This window comes from Bartonella sp. CR84HXZ, assembly GCF_042194535.1.
GTDB lineage: Bacteria > Pseudomonadota > Alphaproteobacteria > Rhizobiales > Rhizobiaceae > Bartonella > Bartonella grahamii.
On sequence record NZ_JBHIMY010000015.1, the window covers coordinates 12,667 to 32,411 of the forward strand.

16 protein-coding genes are annotated in these 19,745 nt (G+C 36.9%); 3 read left to right on the forward strand and 13 right to left on the reverse strand.

The annotated features are described in order from the left end of the window. Positions 1–23: 23 nt before the first annotated feature. From ACFIKD_RS07075 to ACFIKD_RS07085, 3 genes are all read right to left on the reverse strand, one after another. Positions 24–998, reverse strand: coding sequence for a beta-ketoacyl-ACP synthase III (locus ACFIKD_RS07075; RefSeq protein ID WP_375647590.1), 975 nt, complete (start codon positions 996–998; stop codon positions 24–26). Between the two features lie 49 nt (positions 999–1,047). Continuing rightward, positions 1,048–2,118 carry a phosphate acyltransferase PlsX gene (gene plsX / locus ACFIKD_RS07080; RefSeq protein WP_375636058.1) on the reverse strand — a complete coding sequence of 357 codons (1,071 nt, stop codon included), beginning with the start codon at positions 2,116–2,118 and terminating at the stop codon, positions 1,048–1,050. Between the two features lie 150 nt (positions 2,119–2,268). Continuing rightward, on the reverse strand, positions 2,269–2,826 hold the full coding sequence (locus ACFIKD_RS07085; protein ID WP_375636057.1) for a DUF177 domain-containing protein: 558 nt from the start codon (positions 2,824–2,826) through the stop codon (positions 2,269–2,271). 219 nt (positions 2,827–3,045) lie between these two features. Between ACFIKD_RS07085 and ACFIKD_RS07090 the strand changes: the two genes are divergently transcribed. Beyond that, positions 3,046–3,525, forward strand: a complete 480-nt coding sequence (locus tag ACFIKD_RS07090) for an outer membrane protein assembly factor BamE (RefSeq protein WP_375636126.1) — start codon at positions 3,046–3,048, stop codon at positions 3,523–3,525. A 78-nt stretch (positions 3,526–3,603) separates the two neighbouring features. Here the strand turns inward: ACFIKD_RS07090 and nusB are convergent, their stop codons facing one another. From nusB to glyA, 6 genes are all read right to left on the reverse strand, one after another. Then, positions 3,604–4,074 carry a transcription antitermination factor NusB gene (gene nusB, locus ACFIKD_RS07095; protein ID WP_015856452.1) on the reverse strand — a complete coding sequence of 157 codons (471 nt, stop codon included), beginning with the start codon at positions 4,072–4,074 and terminating at the stop codon, positions 3,604–3,606. Between the two features lie 2 nt (positions 4,075–4,076). Further along, complete coding sequence (locus ACFIKD_RS07100; RefSeq protein WP_375636056.1) at positions 4,077–4,532, reverse strand: 6,7-dimethyl-8-ribityllumazine synthase; 456 nt, start codon at positions 4,530–4,532, stop codon at positions 4,077–4,079. An 81-nt stretch (positions 4,533–4,613) separates the two neighbouring features. Next, the gene (locus tag ACFIKD_RS07105) at positions 4,614–5,231 is read right to left on the reverse strand and encodes a riboflavin synthase (protein WP_375644957.1); all 618 of its coding nucleotides are present in this window, start codon (positions 5,229–5,231) and stop codon (positions 4,614–4,616) included. After that, positions 5,213–6,340 (reverse strand): bifunctional diaminohydroxyphosphoribosylaminopyrimidine deaminase/5-amino-6-(5-phosphoribosylamino)uracil reductase RibD, encoded by a 1,128-nt coding sequence (gene ribD / locus ACFIKD_RS07110; RefSeq protein WP_375636054.1) that lies wholly within the window; start codon positions 6,338–6,340, stop codon positions 5,213–5,215. The genes ACFIKD_RS07105 and ribD overlap by 19 nt, the downstream gene beginning before the upstream one ends. Further along, positions 6,333–6,815, reverse strand: a complete 483-nt coding sequence (nrdR, locus tag ACFIKD_RS07115; protein WP_015856456.1) for a transcriptional regulator NrdR — start codon at positions 6,813–6,815, stop codon at positions 6,333–6,335. Before nrdR ends, ribD begins: the two co-directional genes overlap by 8 nt. A gap of 11 nt (positions 6,816–6,826) precedes the next feature. Further along, positions 6,827–8,140 (reverse strand): serine hydroxymethyltransferase, encoded by a 1,314-nt coding sequence (gene glyA / locus ACFIKD_RS07120; RefSeq protein WP_375636053.1) that lies wholly within the window; start codon positions 8,138–8,140, stop codon positions 6,827–6,829. 322 nt (positions 8,141–8,462) lie between these two features. On the opposite strand from glyA, the gene argC reads away from it, so the two are divergent. Beyond that, positions 8,463–9,395 carry an N-acetyl-gamma-glutamyl-phosphate reductase gene (gene argC / locus ACFIKD_RS07125; protein ID WP_375647591.1) on the forward strand — a complete coding sequence of 311 codons (933 nt, stop codon included), beginning with the start codon at positions 8,463–8,465 and terminating at the stop codon, positions 9,393–9,395. 20 nt (positions 9,396–9,415) lie between these two features. Here the strand turns inward: argC and ACFIKD_RS07130 are convergent, their stop codons facing one another. The 4 genes from ACFIKD_RS07130 to hfq form a co-directional block, all read right to left on the reverse strand. Next, a complete protein-coding gene (locus ACFIKD_RS07130; protein ID WP_375636051.1) occupies positions 9,416–10,492 on the reverse strand; it encodes a COX15/CtaA family protein in 1,077 nt (358 codons plus the stop codon). A gap of 146 nt (positions 10,493–10,638) precedes the next feature. Further along, a complete protein-coding gene (locus ACFIKD_RS07135; protein ID WP_375647593.1) occupies positions 10,639–12,465 on the reverse strand; it encodes a hypothetical protein in 1,827 nt (608 codons plus the stop codon). A gap of 144 nt (positions 12,466–12,609) precedes the next feature. Further along, the gene (gene hflX / locus ACFIKD_RS07140; protein WP_375636049.1) at positions 12,610–13,953 is read right to left on the reverse strand and encodes a GTPase HflX; all 1,344 of its coding nucleotides are present in this window, start codon (positions 13,951–13,953) and stop codon (positions 12,610–12,612) included. A 54-nt stretch (positions 13,954–14,007) separates the two neighbouring features. After that, positions 14,008–14,247, reverse strand: coding sequence for an RNA chaperone Hfq (gene hfq, locus ACFIKD_RS07145; protein WP_005773461.1), 240 nt, complete (start codon positions 14,245–14,247; stop codon positions 14,008–14,010). Positions 14,248–14,903: 656 nt separating this feature from the next. Here hfq and ACFIKD_RS07150 point away from each other — a divergent pair. Next, the gene (locus ACFIKD_RS07150) at positions 14,904–19,463 is read left to right on the forward strand and encodes a hypothetical protein (RefSeq protein WP_375647594.1); all 4,560 of its coding nucleotides are present in this window, start codon (positions 14,904–14,906) and stop codon (positions 19,461–19,463) included. The last annotated feature ends 282 nt before the right edge of the window (positions 19,464–19,745 follow it).

Consider the following 19,745-nt stretch of genomic DNA (forward strand, 5'->3'; position numbering starts at 1 on the left):
AAATATGGTCAAGTAGCCATAATTTACCAACGAATAAGAATTGCTCCCCATGTAAATCCACCTCCCATGGCCTCTAACATGATAAGATCTCCTTCTTTTATTTTTCCATCGCAAACAGCTGTTGTTAAAGCCAACGGAACTGATGCCGCAGACGTATTACCATGTTGATCAACGGTAATCACAACCTTATCTAGTGAAATTCCCAATTTTTTAGCAGATGCTTCAATAATGCGCTTATTAGCCTGATGAGGTACAAACCAATCTAGTTGTGAAGAATCCATACCTGCAGCTGCAAAACAATCATCAACCACATCCGTTATCATACCAACAGCATATTTAAAAACTTCTCGTCCTTCCATACGCAAATAGCCTGTCGTTTGTGTTGTTGAAGGTCCACCATCAACATATAGCTTATCTATATAAGCACCATTAGAGCGCAATTTCGCAGACAATATACCACGCTCAAAAGCAATACCCCCCTCAATTTCTTGTGCTTCCAAAATAGCAGCACCCGCACCATCACCAAACAAAACACATGTCGTACGATCTTCCCAATCTAAAATTCGAGAAAATGTATCGGATCCAATAACTAAAATTCTTTTAGCCGCTCCACACCGTAAATAAGAATCTCCTGTTGTTAAAGCAAAAATAAAACCAGAGCAAACAGCTTGAATATCAAAAGCAAATCCATGGCTCATTCCCAAAGCACACTGAATTTCAACAGCAGAAGCAGGAAAAGTACGATTCGGGGTGGACGTTGCTAAAATAATACAATCAATGTCTTTTATTGTTAAATCAGCATTTGTAAGTGCTGCTTGCGCAGCCTCAACTCCTAAAGAAACAGTTGTTTCATTTTCACTGGCAATATAACGTTGGCGTATTCCTGTACGCTGAACAATCCATGAATCTGACGTTTCAACAAACTTTGCAATCTCATCATTTGATAAACTTCTCTTCGGCAAAGCACTTCCTACACCACGTATAATTGACCGAATCATTCAGCTCTTACCTTTTCTTCAATTTTTTCATTTCTATTATAAGAGCTTATCATAAGGACTCTCCATTCACTGTCTCTTCACCTTCTTGATCAAAAAGTGTTTCTTTATTCTCATGAAACCGTCGCAAATCAGCTGTTATTTTTTTCAAAAGTCCATTATTAACCATCTCATAACCAACGCGGATAGCAGAAGCAAAACCGTTAGCATTAGCACTCCCATGGCTTTTGATCACAACACCATTCAACCCCAAAAGCACTCCTCCATTCACCCTCTCGGGATCCATTTTGTGTTTCAGCGTACGAAAAGCACCCCGCGATAAAAAATAACCAAGAGATGTTAAAAAAGAACTGCGCAGTGCAGAGTTTAAAATCTCTCCTATCTGTCGCGCGGTTCCTTCTGCGGTTTTTAAAGCAATATTACCAGAAAACCCCTCTGTTACAACAACATCGACTGTTCCTTTTCCAATGTCATTGCCCTCAACAAATCCTTTATATTCCAATCCTTCTAATTGCACTTCACGCAATATCATTCCTGCTTTTTTTATTTCATAAAGTCCTTTAACCTCTTCCACCCCCACATTTAAAAGCCCAACACTTGGTCTTTCAGTGTGATATAAAGCGCGAAACATACCCGCTCCCATAACCGCCAAATCAACCAACTGACTAGCAGAGGCACCAATTGTTGCTCCAATATCTAAAACGATACTCTCACTGCGAAGTGTTGGCCAGATACCCGCAATACCAGGACGTTCAGCCTCTGCTAGCATTTTCAAACAAAAATAAGACATGGCCATAAGTGCACCCGTATTACCAGCAGAAATGCAAGCATCAGCTTCACCATTTTTTACCGCTTCAATGGCGTACCACATTGATGATTTACCACGTCCATTACGAAGTGCTTGGCTTGGCTTTTCATCCATGCGTGTATAACTTTCTGTAGGGCAAAAGCGCGATACAGAATCCAAACAAGGGTATTTTTTTAAAACCGGACGAACGTCCTCCTCTATTCCATAAAACAGAAAATAAATATTTGATAAATATTTTTGTACAATTGCTGCTCCTGCAATAGCTGCTTCTGGACCGTAATCACCGCCCATGACATCCACAGAAATTCTAATCACGCTTGCATATCCCACATCTTTTCATTTACATCTTTAAACATATATTATGATTTTTTGGCTCCTGAACACTCACAAAGCAAATCTTGCAAAAATCGCTCCGCAGAAAATACCGTTTAGCATACAATAGATATTTTTTTTATGTTTTTACAATCACTTCCAATTTTTCAAAACAGAAAATGGCGAGAATTTTTGCTCTGCTTCTTCTAAATTTTCAACCATATCCATCTTTATCCCCTCTTTACGTGGATAATGATTAATAGACAACTCAAAAAACTCTTCCATGATTGCACCAATATCAATTTTATCATCATAAAACACTTCAGGAGTATCAAGCCCCTCCACATCTAAAAACAATTCCCCTGTATCCTCTGATGTTTTCGGCTTCATCAAATTTGAATCTTCAGGAACAAAAACAACCTCAATATTTTCACAAAGGATATTTTCTAATGGTTCTAATGTAACAACACATAACTGTAGTATGCGCGCTTGCAACAGACCTTTTATACGCACTCCGCGTTTTTTCCACGGGAAAATATGGAAATTTCCCTCACAAGATTTTACTTCAATTAAATCATGGTTCTGAGCTAAATGTGTACATTCTTTTTTGTTTGCACAAAAATGAACCCTTATACCTTTAGCAGGTAGAGAACGTACGGATATTGGATAAGCCAAAGCAAATGTCATTTGAGGAACATTTTGAACATTCATTGACAACTCCCAAACATAAAAACGCATAAAATACTGTGTTTTTATTTATCTCAAGTATTCATGCATTTTTTTCTTTTCTAAAGAAATTCTATATGGCATAATTTGCTTTATAACAGGGAAACTCAGTGTAAGCTACGGTAGATTAAGCTAAAAAGAAAAAACTTGAGGTTGCCTTCTTGTCCTACACCTCAGTATAAAAAGGAGATATCATTGTTTCAAATGCCTCACATAATAGCCTTAATCAAACGTAAATTATTGATTGGTCTATCAATAGCAAGCATAGGAATGCTTGCGGGATGTAGTCTTCTCGATTCTTCAGGTTCGAGCCAAATTTATAGAGAGGGCTATGTTCTTGATAAAAATGCTCTAAGTTCTATTGCTATTGGCTCAAGTCAAGAGCAAGTTCTTTTAACTTTAGGGACCCCTTCATTAAAAACAAAATATGATAATGAAGTTTTTTATTACATCTCACAGACACGCTATCGTGGGATGCAGTTTATGAAAACAAAGATTATTGATCGCAAAGTTTTAGCCATTTACTTCAATAAAAATAATCAGGTTGCAAAAGTTGCTAATTACGGATTACAAGACGGTCAAGTATTTGATTTTATTACACAAACAACGCCAACTGTAACAAAAGAACATCCTTTCTTAATTCAAATTATAAAAGGCCCTGCGAATTTGCCACCCCATAACTAAATCATATAGTCTACATACCGTCTCAATATTATTAGGTCTGATACTATCAGACCTAATAATAGGGGGGATTTTTAGCTCTTATAGGCGGACTTTTTTTGCCATACTGTCGAGAACTGCATTAACAAGTTTTGGCTCATCACCTTCAAAAAACGCCTTCGCTATGTCAACATATTCATTCATGACAACCGCAACAGGAACATCTTTACGGTTGATCAACTCCCATAAACCTGCTCGTAAAATTGCTCGCAATATAGAATCAAGACGTGAAAGAGACCACTCAGCAGAAAGCTGTTGATGAAGCAGAGGATCAAGCTGCTTTTGATCTTTTACAACACCCGTTATAATAGCCAAAAACCATTGAAAATCAGCTTCAAGATACTGGTCTCCATCGATATCTTTTCCCAAACGATAAGCTTCATACTCAGCTGCTGTTTCCATAACCCCCGAACCCACAATATCCATTTGATAGAGGGCTTGAACTGCAGCGAGTCTTGCTGCTCCACGTTTATTGGCTGAACGCGGAAAATGTCTGCTTTTTATATCAGCCATATTTAACGATTATCTCCAAATCTCTTTTTTAGAGCGATCATACATAAAGCAGCTTCAGCCGCAAAACCACCTTTATTTTTGTCATCTAGTTTTGCACGCACCCATGCTTGTTCTTCGTTTTCAACAGTCAAAATACCATTTCCAATAGCCAAATGCTGATGAACAGTTAAATCCATCAATGCACGACAAGAATCATTAGCAACAATTTCAAAGTGATATGTTTCGCCCCGAATAACACAACCAAGAGCAACATAACCATCATAAGATATGTTATTTTGTTCAGCAAAAGCTATTGCACTTGGTATTTCTAATGCTCCAGGAACCGTTACAACATCATAACTTGCTTCAGCTTTTTGCAAAGTATTCACTGCACCTCTCAAAAGCGCATCAGAAATCCCCTCATAAAAACGTGCTTCAACAATCAATACGTGAGGCTTTTTACGTATCTCTTTCTTCATAATGGAATTCCACAAAAACGAATCAAAAAAAATCAAGGTTATAAAGCATAAAATTCTGAAAACGATCAATAGAGTTTTGGCTTATTCATCTTCTCTTTTTAAAGCAAAAAGTTTCGCAGCATAACGAGCAAGTTGATCAATTTCCAAATTGACCCGATCTCCAATTCTAGCTTGTCCCCACGTTGTCATTTCGAGTGTATGGCGAATAATAAGAACATCAAAAACACAATCCTCAACACCATTAACAGTCAAAGATGTCCCATTAAGTGCAATAGATCCCTTATTGACAATGAAAGGCATAAATTGTCTTGCAACTTTTAAATAAAAACGAATTGCATCCCCTTCATTTTTTTGATCAATAATTTCAGCCAAACCATCAATATGACCAGAAACCAAATGTCCTCCCATTTCATCACCTAATCGAAGCGAACGTTCCAAATTAACAAAAGTTCCTTTTGTCCATTGTGCAAGATTACTCAAACGCAATGCTTCTTCCCATGCTTCTACAGCAAACCAACCAGCAGTCGCTTGTTGTACCCCCCGCTCTACAATTGTCAGACAAATCCCTGAACACGCAATCGATGCACCAATTTCCAAACTCTGTATGTCATAGCGTGTAGAAATATCTAAACGCACCCCTTGCTTTAAAGGTTGTACATCTTCAACACAACCGATGTCTGTTATAATCCCTGTGAACATAATGTCTTACGTCTCCATTTATAAAAACGGTCATTTCCAAACATTCTTGATTCAACCTTATGAAATTGCGAAAGATAATTTCCAAAATGAGGGGCTTCAACACGACCTTCGCCTAAAATAACGGGTGCATAAAAACATATCAAATGATCCACACAACCAGCATTTAAAAACGTTTCCCCTGTCTTTACGCCCCCTTCCAATAAAACACTATTAATCCCATGTTTATAAAGCATCTGTAAAAGAGCAAAGGGTTCTACACAACCATTGTTCATCTCTACCGAATAAACAGACACACCATATTGCTCCAATGCATTTTTTTTGCTTTTCTTTGAAAGATCCACATCACAAATAACCCATGTAGGAATTTTCATGGCTGTTTGGACAACTTTTGCATCAAGGGGGATAGATAAATCTGCATCCAAAATAATACGAATTGGTGAGCGCACCTCCATCCCTGGCAAGCGGCAATTGAGTTGTGGATCATCTGCTAATATAGTACCAATACCAACGAGGATAGCATTATTTTGAGCACGTAGAATATGCGTATGGGCATGAGAAAGTGTTCCACTAATTTTTACGCTGCCCTTTTCTCTTTTTCCAACACCATTATCAGCAGAAATTGCCATTTTAAAAGTGACCGCACAGCGTTGTATCTTCCTTATGCACCAATGTGTCCATAAAGATTCAAAAGCCTCTTCAGCTAAAATGCCCTCAACCACTTCAATACCCGCTGCTCGCAAAAGAGCAATACCATGACCATCAACACGCTTGTCACAATCAGTCAGCGCAACAACAACTCGAGAAACACCTGAATCAATGAGTGCATTCACACACGGCGAAGTTTTTCCATAATGCGCACAAGGTTCTAAAGTAACATAAGCAGTCGCTCCTTGAGCTAAAGAACCAGCCATATGTAAAGCTTGCACTTCCGCATGAGGACTCCCATGAATAGCTGTTACGCCATAGCCAACAATAAATGCCCCCGCACTATTATCGTTTCGCACAATTAACGTACCAACGGAAGGATTTTCACCTGTAAGACCGACATGACGTTCTGCTAAACGAATAGCTGCAGCCATAAACCGTTCATCTTGCACTTTTTTATTCATCAAAACGAGATTCTGTATCCGCGATACCCTTTGACAATTCATCTATAACATCGTGAAAATCGCTTGCATTACGAAAATCTCGATACACAGAAGCAAAACGAATATAAGCAATATCATCAATTCTTTTCAATGCTTCCATCACAAGATGTCCAATTTTTTCTGAAGCAATCTCTGGTTCTCCCAAACTTTCAAGCTGGCGCACAATGCCAGAAATTGCTCGTTCAATATGATCAGGATCAATATTGCGCTTACGTACAGCCACATCAACTGAACGCATTAACTTATCACGATCGAATGGTTCACATCGTCCACTTTTTTTAGCAACCAAGAGCTCACGCAACTGAACACGTTCAAAAGTTGTAAAACGACCACCACAAACGGAACACACACGGCGGCGGCGAATCACTGCCCCCTCTTCTGCTGGACGTGAATCTTTAACCTGTGTATCCTCATATTGGCAGTAAGGACAGCGCATCTTTTGTGTCCTTAACGAGTACTAAGATAAGAGTAAAGAGGAAATTGACTCGTTATATCTTTTACCTTTTTCTCAACAGCCATTTCAACGGCATAATTATCTTCATCACTTTTTGCGCTCCGAAGACCATCAAGAACTTCTGAAACCAGATGACCAACTTGAATAAACTCTTTTTCTAAAAAACCACGTGTTGTGGCAGCAGGTGATCCCAAGCGAATTCCCGATGTTATAGATGGCGTTTCAGGATCAAAAGGAATACCATTTTTATTGCAGGTAATATGAGCGCGCCCCAAAGCCAATTCAGCACGTTTACCTGTTAGATTTTTGGAACGTAAATCAACCAACAACAAATGATTATCTGTACCACCAGAAACAATATTAAAACCATTACTCTGTAATATTTTTGCTAAAGTTTTCGCATTAGCGACCACATTGGCACTGTAACTCTTGAAAGAGGGACGCAAAGCCTCCTCAAATGCAACAGCCTTTGCGGCAATTACATGCATTAAAGGACCACCTTGAAGACCAGGAAAAATTGCAGAATTAACTTTTCTGGATAAAGACTCATCATTTGTCAATATTAAACCACCACGAGGACCTCGAAGCGACTTATGTGTTGTTGTTGTTACAATATGCGCATGTGGAACGGGTGAAGGATGCACGCCACCAGCAACAAGACCGGCAATATGAGACATATCAACGAGTAGATGAGCACCAATCTCATCTGCAATTTCACGGAATCGTTTCCAATCCCATAGCCGTGGATAAGATGAGCCACCCGCTATAATAAGTTTGGGCTTACGTTCTTTTGCAAGCTGCTCAACCTCATCCATATCAATAATCTGATCTTCTTGACGCACACCATAGGAAACAACATCAAACCATTTTCCTGACATATTAACAGATGAACCATGCGTAAGGTGACCACCAGCATTTAAGTCTAATCCCATAAATGTGTCACCAGGCTGAAGTAAAGCTAAAAAGACAGCTTGATTCATTTGGCTACCAGAATTAGGCTGTACATTCGCAAAAGCAGCACCAAAAAGCTGTTTTGCCCTTTCAATGGCTAAATCTTCAACGACATCAACAAATTGACACCCGCCATAGTAGCGCTTTCTTGGATAACCTTCTGCATACTTATTAGTTAAAACAGACCCCTGCGCTTCAAGGACCGCCCTTGAAACAATATTCTCTGAAGCAATCAGCTCAATTTCATGTTGTTGACGCTCAAACTCCCCTCTAATTGCATCAAAGATTGCACCATCAACAGTTTGTAAATTATCATTAAAAAAGCGCTTTTCTGCGTCACTTGCTTGCTGAGTCATAAAACACGTTCCTAACATAAAAAAAATAAAGTCACTGAACGATAACACAGCAAACCATGCAAACCAAACATTTTAAACCACTTACACTCAAAAATAATGATGCAAATATTTATCTTACTCTTTGTTATAAAAACAGTGAAAAACTTCCCTCTCAAGAATGATGAAAAATGAGATTACATTTCTTTTTTTACACTCTTATTTGTTTACACCTTTTACAAAAGGTATCTATAATCTAAAGAAATTCAATAATTTAATGATTAAAAATAATTTATAATGTGAAAAGCTGAATATAATAGGCAAAGTTAATACAAGGCAAATAAGAATGCTAACCAAAGTTTTTATTGATGGTGAACATGGCACAACCGGACTACAAATACAAAAACGCTTAGAGAAACGTACAGATTTAGAACTACTCTCTCTTGCTCATAAAGATCGCCATAATGTTCATCTGCGACAAGACTATCTTAATCAAGCCGATATTGCTATTTTGTGTCTTCCAGATGATACTGCACGCGAAACAGTTCATTGGCTTAAAAAAAATAAAAACATTAGGATTATTGATAGCTCGACAGCCCACCGTGTTGCACCAGACTGGATTTACGGTTTTCCTGAAATGACAGCAGGACAAAGAAAGCGCATCCAAGCAGCACATTATGTAACCAATCCTGGGTGCTATCCTACCGGTGCCATTAGTTTGATTCGCCCACTCCGTGAAGCAGGACTGCTAGACGCCTATTATCCCATATCGATTAACGCAATCTCCGGCTATACTGGTGGTGGAAAACAGTTGATTTTACAAATGGAAAATCAATCTCAACAAAACATTCAGGACAATTATTTTATCTATGGTCTTAATCTTGAACACAAACATGTGCCAGAAATTAAAATTTATGGACAAATCAACAAAACCCCAATTTTTATACCAAGTGTTGGTCGTTTTCCCCAAGGAATGATTGTGAATCTTCCTCTGCATCGCCATTTATTCACAAAATCAGCAAACTGTTCTGATTTGCGCGAAATTCTCGCAAACCATTACGATGGACAAAATACCATTTTAGTTGCATCACAAGAAGAAACTGCTTCACTTCAAAGACTTAATCCAGAGTGTTTAGCCAATAAAGATAATATGAAACTGTTCGTATTTGGAAATGATCGTGAAGGTATTTTTAATCTCAGCGCCATATTCGATAATTTAGGAAAAGGCGCATCAGCTGCGGCTATCCAGAACCTCGACTTAATGCTTTCAAGCGACTAAAACTCCCTAAATACAAACTTTTATTCAACAACGCGATATGCCCCTTTCGTTGCTCGCCAGTGCGCAACCGCAAAACACAACACTGCTAGTGCCATACTTTGGTGAATGAGCCCTAAACTTATCGGAACCTCATGTAACAGCGTTAAAATACCCAAGAGTGCTTGAATAATAATCATAACACAGATAAGAAATGCACGACGAGAATGGGTTGAATGTGGAATGTTTTTTTGTACATAGAAAGCATGAATAACTGAGATAATAAATAAAAAATAAGCAAAAAACCGATGAATAAATTGAACCATTAAGGAATTTTCGAATAAATTGAGCCAAACAGGACGAAGCTGCAACAATCCATCAGGAATAATCTGCCCATCCATAAGAGGCCATGTATTATAGACTTTTCCAGCATGAAGCCCCGCAACCAAAGCTCCAAAATAAATCTCTATCAAGACGAGAACAACAAGCCAAGCCGCAAAATATTGCACCTTTTGATTTGCTGGCTTTTCTGAGTATTCTGCAAGTCCTCGAGATAAATAAGTAACAAAAACAATAACAAAACATGCCGTTATAAGATGAAATGCCAAACGATATTGGCTCACACTTGTTAAATTGCTTTGCCCAATCCCTGAAGCAACCATCCACCAACCAATAAAGCCTTGAAAGGCGATAAGAATAGGCACGATAATAAGCGGGAGTAAGATATTTTTTTCAACACGCTTAGTCGCCCAAAACCAAATGAGCCCCAATAAAGCAACAAGACCAACAAGACGCCCAAGAACACGATGCGCCCATTCCCACCAAAAAATGACCTTAAAAGCACTTAAGGTCATATCAGGATTAAGCAGCTTATATTGTGCTATCTGTTGATATTTTAAAAATTCCTCTTGCCATTGATCCACACCAATCGGTGGAATAACGCCGTGTATTGGCTTCCATTCCGTTATAGATAATCCTGATCCCGTCAAACGAGTAGCGCCACCTACTAAGACAATTGCTAAACAAAGCAATAAAATAGAGTAAAGCCACACCTGTATTTGTTTTCTATTTTTCTTTTGCACGGGCGTTAAAATGCTATTGTTTAATCTCTTTACTGCCATCTCTGATTGCCCCACGCTTCTCTCCAACTACAATGCATTTTAAAATTTAAACATCAAATCTTTGTGTATTTTAGTATGTACTATAACTTTAGCAAAAAACAAGCGTACTACTATAACATGTGATACATATTTCTTTTTTACGAAGTTTATGATGCAACAACGCGATAAACAGTCTTTGGAAAGCTGCTTACCATCCGCATCATCCATTCTTGTTCATTAAGAACAGTATTACAAATATAATAGTCTGTTAGCTCTGCAAATTGCTCAAATCCATATTTTGGTTCGCTTGCCATCTCTAGGATGATAAAGTCATATTCTTTTTTAAATTCTTGTAATATATGAGAAATGTCATTTGAAAAATCTTGTGCCGAAATAGCACTTGTTAACCCCTGAGGGAGAATATCAACCCCCGTATCATAATCACGATAAATAACATCATGCAACTGGGCATTGCCCGTTAAAATATCACTCAGTCCGCGATGTGGGCCAATGACTTTCTCTATTTGTTGACCAGAAATATCGACCAACAAAATTGTTTTTTTCTCTTTTGTGAGATGAAGTGAAAGCTTTGCCGCTGTCCGTGCAGCCTCTGGTCCAATGATTGAAATAATGGTTGAAGCACGCCATTTCAAAACATCAGATAATCCCTCTATCGTAATAAAAGCTTCAAGATTTTTCATTTCTTGAGAGACTAAAATACTCTCGTTCTTCTTAAGAGTATTTTCTTTTGATCTCAAATCCTCTTCTGAGAGTTGGTCTTTTTTGCTTTTAAAGCACGGATAAAATAACAATATTCCTAGCAAAAGAGTAAGGAAGCTGGCCAATGCACTCACAAGAATATTTTTTCCATAAAGAGCCATAAAAGAAATTGGTGCTAACGTTGTTGGCATAACCACGTGGATATTTGTATTTTGTAAGAGAAGAGGATCATCATTCAATCTCCGATATGAACCAATAATTTTTTCTCTTCGTTGAGCAGACTTGTTCATCGCTTTATTTTGTGCATCGACTGCTGCTTTTATTTTATTTTCAAACTCGTTAAATATTTCATTCAAAGATTGGGATTGATCTTTTACAAAAAAGTTCATTCTTTTTTTGAGTTGTTTTTCTAATTCCGTTGCAATAACCTCATCTGAATGAACTTGATAAACAATTTGTAAAATTTTATTTTTTAATTGATGAGAAACTGTCTCTAATTCTGCAGTCATTGCTTTAATTTGAGGATGTGTCCACCCCAATTGCGCCGCCATATGTGCTCTTTGCGTTTCCAAAAGATCGCGTTTAGATTCCAGAGCAACAATTGCTGAATTACCTGCAATAAATGATAAAGACAATAAAGACTGTCCCTTTTCACGCATCATGTTAATCATTGAATTCAAACTTGTTAAATGAATACGCTTTAAAGTTGCTTCCGTTAATTGCATAGAAAGATCATGAAGCTCTGTTTGTTTTACACCATGCTGAATAAAAGACTCAACAGATATACGAAATCCCTGCACGATATTAACGATTGCAGTATTATCATATTGTTTGTCTTCTAATTTATCATTTAACAAGAATTGTTTCTGTTTTATGATTGCTTGTGAAAATGCGGAAAACCAAGTTTCCAACCCACGTTGAGCTGCTTCAAGTGTCTCAGCTTCAAAAGTCAAATCGATAAAATCACCACGACGCGATAAACGGATATTTTCATGATTTTTTTTCTTATTAAAAGCACTTAAAGAAAATTGCGAATCATTGAAGAACATAGGCTGTGCAAACAAAAAGGCGATAACATTGTCTTGCTTTTTGATTGGTAACGGTTTTCCTACAGAATCAGATAATGAAAATATTAAAGTTGCTTGGTAACCACGGGGCTGGACAAAATAATACAACCAAATCAAAGATATACATAGCACTTGTAATAGCAAAACAATCAAAATGCTTCGCCATACGGTACGTACGAATAGTCTTTTATTACACTTAAGACTCATCTTTATTTTAACCAGCAAAATACTTCTTCATATTGTTTTATTAAGAGAAAGTAGTAACTATCCTCTTAACTTGCTGTCATATTATTTTCAGATAATAAAAACATAAAATTTAAGCACAAATGTTCAGCAATAGCTTTAAAGAACTTAATTCATATTTTTTTTGATGTTCTCTAATTGTTTTTTTGCTTCAGAAGTAATAACGGCTCTAATGGTAACAGACCCATCATCATGTCCTTCTTGCATTATTTCCGCAGAGTTTTCATAAAACCAATCGATAAGCGACATTTCATGAGGTTTTAAAAGATATTCAATGCTTTGCACCTCTCCAAAAATTCGCTTTTCAATGGCTCTTAATAATTGATCGAGTCCATCCCCCTTAAGCGCTGATACCATGAGAGCAGGATTTAATCGTGTTTTTGCGCTTGTTTGTAAAACATTCAATGCCTGCTCATCCAACATATCAATCTTATTCCAAACTTCTATGATATGCTCCATATCATCAATATCGATATCAAGACTTGAAAGCACTTCTAAAACATCTTGAGCATGTGCACGATGATCAAGATCTGACATATCTCTTACATGAAGAATGAGATCCGCTTCAACCACTTCTTCAAGGGTTGCTCTAAAAGCTGCAATCAAATTTGTTGGCAAGTTAGAAATAAACCCTACAGTATCAGACAAAAGAATAGTTTTTCCATGGGGAAGAACAACTTTGCGCAAAGTCGGATCAAGCGTTGCAAATAACATATTCTTTGCTAAAACATCTGCACCACTTAAACGGTTAAAGAGAGTTGATTTTCCTGTATTCGTATATCCTACCAGTGCCACAACAGGATAAGATGTTTTTTTCCTTTTTGCTCTATGAAGTGCACGTGTTTTAATAACCGTTTCCAATTCGCGTCGAATACGAATAATTTTCTCTTGTAAAAGACGCCTGTCTGCTTCAATTTGCGTTTCACCAGGTCCACCTAAGAAGCCACGCCCCCCCCGTTGCCTTTCCAAGTGCGTCCAACTACGCACAAGTCGCCCTTTTTGATAGGACAAATGCGCTAACTCTACTTGCAAAACTCCTTCTTTTGTTCGTGCACGATCCCCAAAAATTTCAAGAATCAAAGCCGTTCTATCGATAACTTTGCAATTCCATAATTTTTCTAAATTACGCTGCTGTACTGGTGTTAAAAAGTGATCTACAATCGCAAGCTCAATAGAATATTCATCTATGTAACAGGTTAACGCATCTACTTTACCTTTTCCAAAGAGAGTTGCAGAGCGAGGCGTTGCAATATTAATCGTTTCATAATTAACAACTTCTAACCTTATAGCACACGCTAAGCCTAATGACTCTTTAACACGAGAAGATATCGAACACTCTCTCAAAGAGCTTTCACTTCTATTTTCTTGAAAAATTGGTATCAAAACAAGTGCGCGCACCTGTCCTGTATTCTGCGAAAATATCCCTCCTAATCTCTCATTTTCATTTATCATAGCAATCTAAGTACTTTTAAAATGGGATAAGAGGTCTATCTTAAAATGACATGCTTACTCAGGACTTTCACCCTCAAACATCTGCACAGGCTGTCCAGGCATAATCGTAGAAATAGCATGCTTATAAACCAATTGCGCGTGTCCATCTCGGCGTAAAAGAACACAAAAATTATCAAATGAAGTTACAATACCTGTGAGTTTAACGCCATTGACAAGAAAAATTGTAAGGGAAATTTTTTGCTTACGCACCGTATTTAAAAACACATCTTGCAGGTGTTGTGATCGCTCTGCCATTATTCTTACACCTTCATCTCGATTGCATAAAATATTCGTGCATGCATATCGACTGAAAAATATCCAATTGTCAACGTAGAAGCTTCAAAATTTAGCAACAAACAACTGAAATTAGAGAAAAAACGGCTCTTTAAGGCAATAATAAAGCGCAACTTACGAAAAGCTATATTAAATTAAAAATTTTTCCACGTTTACTTTTTTATGAGCTTACAATTCAAAGGCATACTTTTATACATCCTAAGCTATTACAGACTATATGTGATGATGAAGCTGCTTCATTTAGAATCAATAAAAGTAAACGGACAACAATATTTATTAACGATCATCGGTATTAATAGAGAGGTATTCGCCACCCTACTGTATATATAACCGCCATTAAATTATCCTTATTTCAAAGACTAGCGGCTTATAAAGTTTTTTATAAACACAAGTTGTAAACAGTATTTTTGTTTTTGTTAGATTCAAATAATAAATTGTTTTTACTATATTTTATAACATTTTTAAACAGGGTATAAGAAACCGCGTTAACTTTATCTTGATAAGTTTTTAAAATTTTTTCCTAAGCATATTCCTTTCTAAATAATTAACAGCTAGTATGTAGAAATTATGTGGAAGAGGACGTATCCCTTTTCCGTCTGTAAGAGTACGAGGCGAGTATGGCACGCAGAACCAAATTGCAAACATTTGAAGTTGAAGTTGAAGAAGCCCTCACAAAAGCTATGAACTTTGATTTCAATGACACAGAATTTGAAACAATATCATCCAATAATTCTGAAAATATTGTTAATGTCGATGATCTGATTCAAAAAATTGCAATGGCAGAAGAAGAATTCTTTGCTGAAAACGGTACGTCAACTTTTGTTTCTAATATTCATGATGAAGCTGTTGTTGATAAATCCGTTGTTGAACAGCTTTTCGCTCCAAAACCTTCACCTGATATTTCAGGTGGAACTGTTCATAATACATTGTTGTCTACAAAACTTCTTCCTGCAAATGATGATATAACAACCCCTGTAAATTTTGGACTATTAAAGCAGCGTTCTTCCTCTCGAGTCTACTGGTATACAACAGCGCTTAGTGCTTTATGGGCAACGGGAGGAGCTTTTATTGCGCATAAGCTCGCACCTACCGGACTCAGCTCCTTATCCAATATCAGCACTTTTGTTACATCCCCAACAGGACTCGCTGTAGCAGCCGGAACAGCAATTCCTATCCTTATATCTTGGGGCGTTGCTCAATTAACAAAACGTTCAAACGACTTGCATAACATTGCTCTTCTTATGACAAATGCTGCACAACGCCTTAGTGAACCACAACATTTATCTGAAAAACAAGCTATTGCTATAGGGCAAACCATTCGTGAAGAAGTAGCGGCAATGAACGAAGGTATTGAACGTACCCTCGGACGTGCTGTTGAACTTGAAGCAATCATACAAGGTGAAGTTCACAACCTAGAACAAGCCTATGCTGAGAATGAATCACGTATTCACACATTAATCAAAGAATTGAGCAATGAACGCATCGCCATTTTGAATCACGCAGATCGCGTACAATCAACAATTAAAGGAACCCAAGAACAACTGAGTGATGAATTTGGTTTAGTTACCTCTAAAATTGTAACCAATGTTGAAAAGCTTGCACAAACTCTCTCTCAAACTTTACAAAAACAAGGTGAAGACCTTGTTGAAAAACTTTCCTATGCCGGTGATGGCGTAACAAATCAGCTTGTTGAAAAATTTAACGAAACAACAACACAAATTCAGCAGAAAAACACAGATTTTTTTCATGAATTAGGAAAAAACTTCGATGGTTTTGCAAAACGATTTGATCATAATGAAAAGCAAATAGAAAAAACCTTTAATGAAACAGCTGAAAAAGCGGAAGTACATGTTGCTAAAATTGCAACACATATACAGGCAGTAACAGATCAAACTTTGCACGCTGTCGATGAAAAGTTTAAAGCCTTGGATAAAGCTCTTATTGATCGTAATAATCAATCTCTACAGAATTTTGATGAGAAGATCTTAAAGCTCGACGACCAAGCACATAAACTCTCTTCTAAATTTGATAACGTAACCTCGCAAGCAATTGGAGCCTTTGAACAACGTTTAGCAACTGTTGATCTTTCTCTTAAAGAACATAGTGATTCGATCATTGATTCCTTTATAGAACGCAGTCAAGCTTTAGAAGATAATGCTGAAAAACTTGGTAACTTCTTGGAATCTCATGTCTTGAAAATAAATGAAAACCTCCAGGAAAAAACAGCAGACATTACCCATGCATTTACAAATGGACGTGAAGCTATTCTTTCTGCAATTGATAAAAGTAAAGAAAGTCTGAGAGAAGAAATTCAGTATGTCGACAATGCCATTGTTGATATCATACAAGAACGTTCACAAGATTTTAAAGTACAACTTTCTGATCAACGAGCTCTTATGGCAGACATGCTCGATAACGAGAAGAATAAAATTGCGGATACATTAAGAAATCAAATTGATGTCTTGTCCCAAAATACTTCTCATATTGAAAAAGTTTTGGCTGACAATATTCAAGTCGTTGATAAACAGGCTGAAAATCATATCACAAACATCATTCAATGCACTGAAAAACTACAAGATGTCATTGTACAAAGCTGCAATACAACCCAAGATGCTTTAGAAGCACAAGCGAGAAATATTGATATCCGTGCCGATGCTCTGCGTGACTCTTTAGCGATTAATAGTTTTTCTCTCAATGAAGTTCTTGCCGATCAAGCACGCACACTTGAGCAACGCATGGAAACAATCCATAACCTCATTGCAAAAAGTGATATACGTGTCGATGTTGCATTGAAACAACAAATAGATTTAGTTGAGAGTGCACTTGTTGCCAATAATAAGAACATTACTGAAACGGTTCAAGATCATATCAAAAACCTTGAAAGCCATGCCGAAATTTTAAAGAATACTCTCTCTCAATCGAGTGGTGTTTTCTTTGAAACCCTTGAAACACGTATGGAATCATTCGATACAGATCTAGAAGATCGTGCACACAAGATTTTTGAACGGACAACAACGCTAGAGGAAACATTATCTGAAAAATTTAGCCAAATCTGTGAAGCCATTGATATGCAAACATCTGTTATTGAGGAACGTTCTGACACGTTAAAAACGTCTCTCATGCTTAATAATGAGCAAAGTCAGATAATTCAACAAGCGCTGGAAAGCAGTGTTGACAATATGCGTGTAACCTTAGAAGACTCTGTTAATACAGTTACAGATAATCTGCATAACAAGATTATAAAAGCTTCTGATATTCTTTCTTCTACGAGTGAACAAATTCTTTCATCTGTTACAAATGTTACTGCACAAGCAGAAAATATTCTCTCAGAATCAGGCAATCGCATTGTATCAAATGTCAAAAAAACTGTTTATGATACCAGTGAAAAAGTTCTGTCCGTTCTGTCTGAACAAACAGCGCATACTGTCGAAGCTTTTGCAACAGCCAGTCATAATGCACAAGCATTATTGAATGAAACCATTCACACATCAACAACAGCAATAGAGCAAGTTCTTAATGAACGCTGTGATGTTCTTCATCACTCTATGCAAAATTTTAAAAATGATTTAGGGTATCAGCTCTCTGATGTAACGAGCCGTCTGGAAAATGCAGAAAATCAAACAGCAACACAAATTTCAAAACATGTTGGAAAAATAACAGAGCTGACAAATCACTTAAATCAAGCAGCGCAAAATACGACAGAATCAATAGATTCTTTAACACAGCATATCGGTGAACAACTCTCTCTCTCCACACAAGAAGCTGAACAAAGAATTTATGCACATAATGAATTTTTAGTGAATAGCTTAACCAAAGCTAACTCTGAAACAATTCAAACAATAACGGTTATGAAGGAAGAACTTGTTAATAATGTCTCATCCGTCTTAACACAGTTGAATCAATCAATTTACAATTTTCACGAAAATAGTAATGTTTTATTATCAGCTGTTCAAAATATTGATGGTCAGTTTAATGAGAGTGCGAATAATTTTTTCCGCAACACGGACCAAGTAGCAGAGCGTTTGTCAGCCTCAAATCAAGCGCTCAATAATAATGTTGAAATTCTGCAAGGACTTTCAAAGAATACCTTTGAACAAATTAATCATATAACGAGCAGTTTTGGTGAACATGCAAAAACACTTTCCCAAACTATTCATGTTCTTGAACAGTCTGAAAATTCACTTAGTGCAACACTTGAAGAAAAACATAATATGCTTTCTGTATTAAGCGATGCTCTTGTTTCAAAGTCTCATGAAATTAATCAATTGATTGGACATTATGAAAAAATCTTCAACTCAGCACTTGAACGCTCTGATAAAAATGCACGTAACTCCACAAATTCATTCCAACAATCACTTAATAGGCTTGTTAGTGAAGCATCGACGCGTTTTTCAGAAGCAGCAGAAGACATACGTCGCTCCGCTGATGAAGTTCGTTTAGAGCTTTCAAAGATTAATAATGATATCAATGAAAATGTTAAAAAACTTCCAGAAAAGACAAAAGAAACAACGCAAACAATTCGCACAGCTTTGAATGAACAGATTACAGCGTTACAAGATCTAGTCAGTGTTATACAAAATGATCAAAAGAGCGCAAAAAAACAGCTGATATCAGAATTTCCTGCATCATCAATGTTTAATCAAAGAAATGACAATTCCACTGAGTCCGTTAAAAAGATCGTACCACCTAAGCCTATTTTGCAACAAGATCAAAGCAAAAAAAGACCAAATAAATGGGTGTCAAATCTCTTAGAAAGAGCTTCACGTGAAGAAACGTTTTATGATGCTCCCCCTAGTGATGATGTTTTAACATCAGTGCAAACAAAACCATCTCCTGCAAACAGCTCTCTTAATTCATTAGCTTCTGGTATAGTGAAAGCTATTAATCACAATGCCATTGTTGAGCTATGGGATCATTATCAACGTGGACAAAAAAACATCGTAACAGAACGCCTTTATACCTTAAATGGACAAAAAATATTTGAAATGATTAAGAGAAAATATATGAGCGATTTTGAGTTTAAACGTTCAGTGAATCAATATGTTACAGATTTCGAAAAGCTCTTACGTGATATATCGCGTAGTTCTGGTTCTTCCAGCTCAGTTCGCAAATACCTGATATCAGATACCGGAAAAGTTTATACTATGCTTGCTCATGCAAGTGGTCGAATCCAATAAAAAATAAGAAAAGTGGAAAAAGATATTTTTTCCACTTTTTTCCTCTCCAGTTGTTTTAATGGCTCATCGTAGAGTACTTTGCTTTCAACTACGGCTTTGTACTTCAAAGGCTGGAATAATTGGCATGCGGTTTTCTTTGATATCCTAAGCAATAACCCTAAAGAAGCGTAATGACTTATCAAACAACATATCACTTTAAGAATGATAAGCATATTTTCTATTTTCTTATCTTTTTCTTAACTCCTTTATTTTTCATAGTTTCATAAAGGTACAAAATAGGTA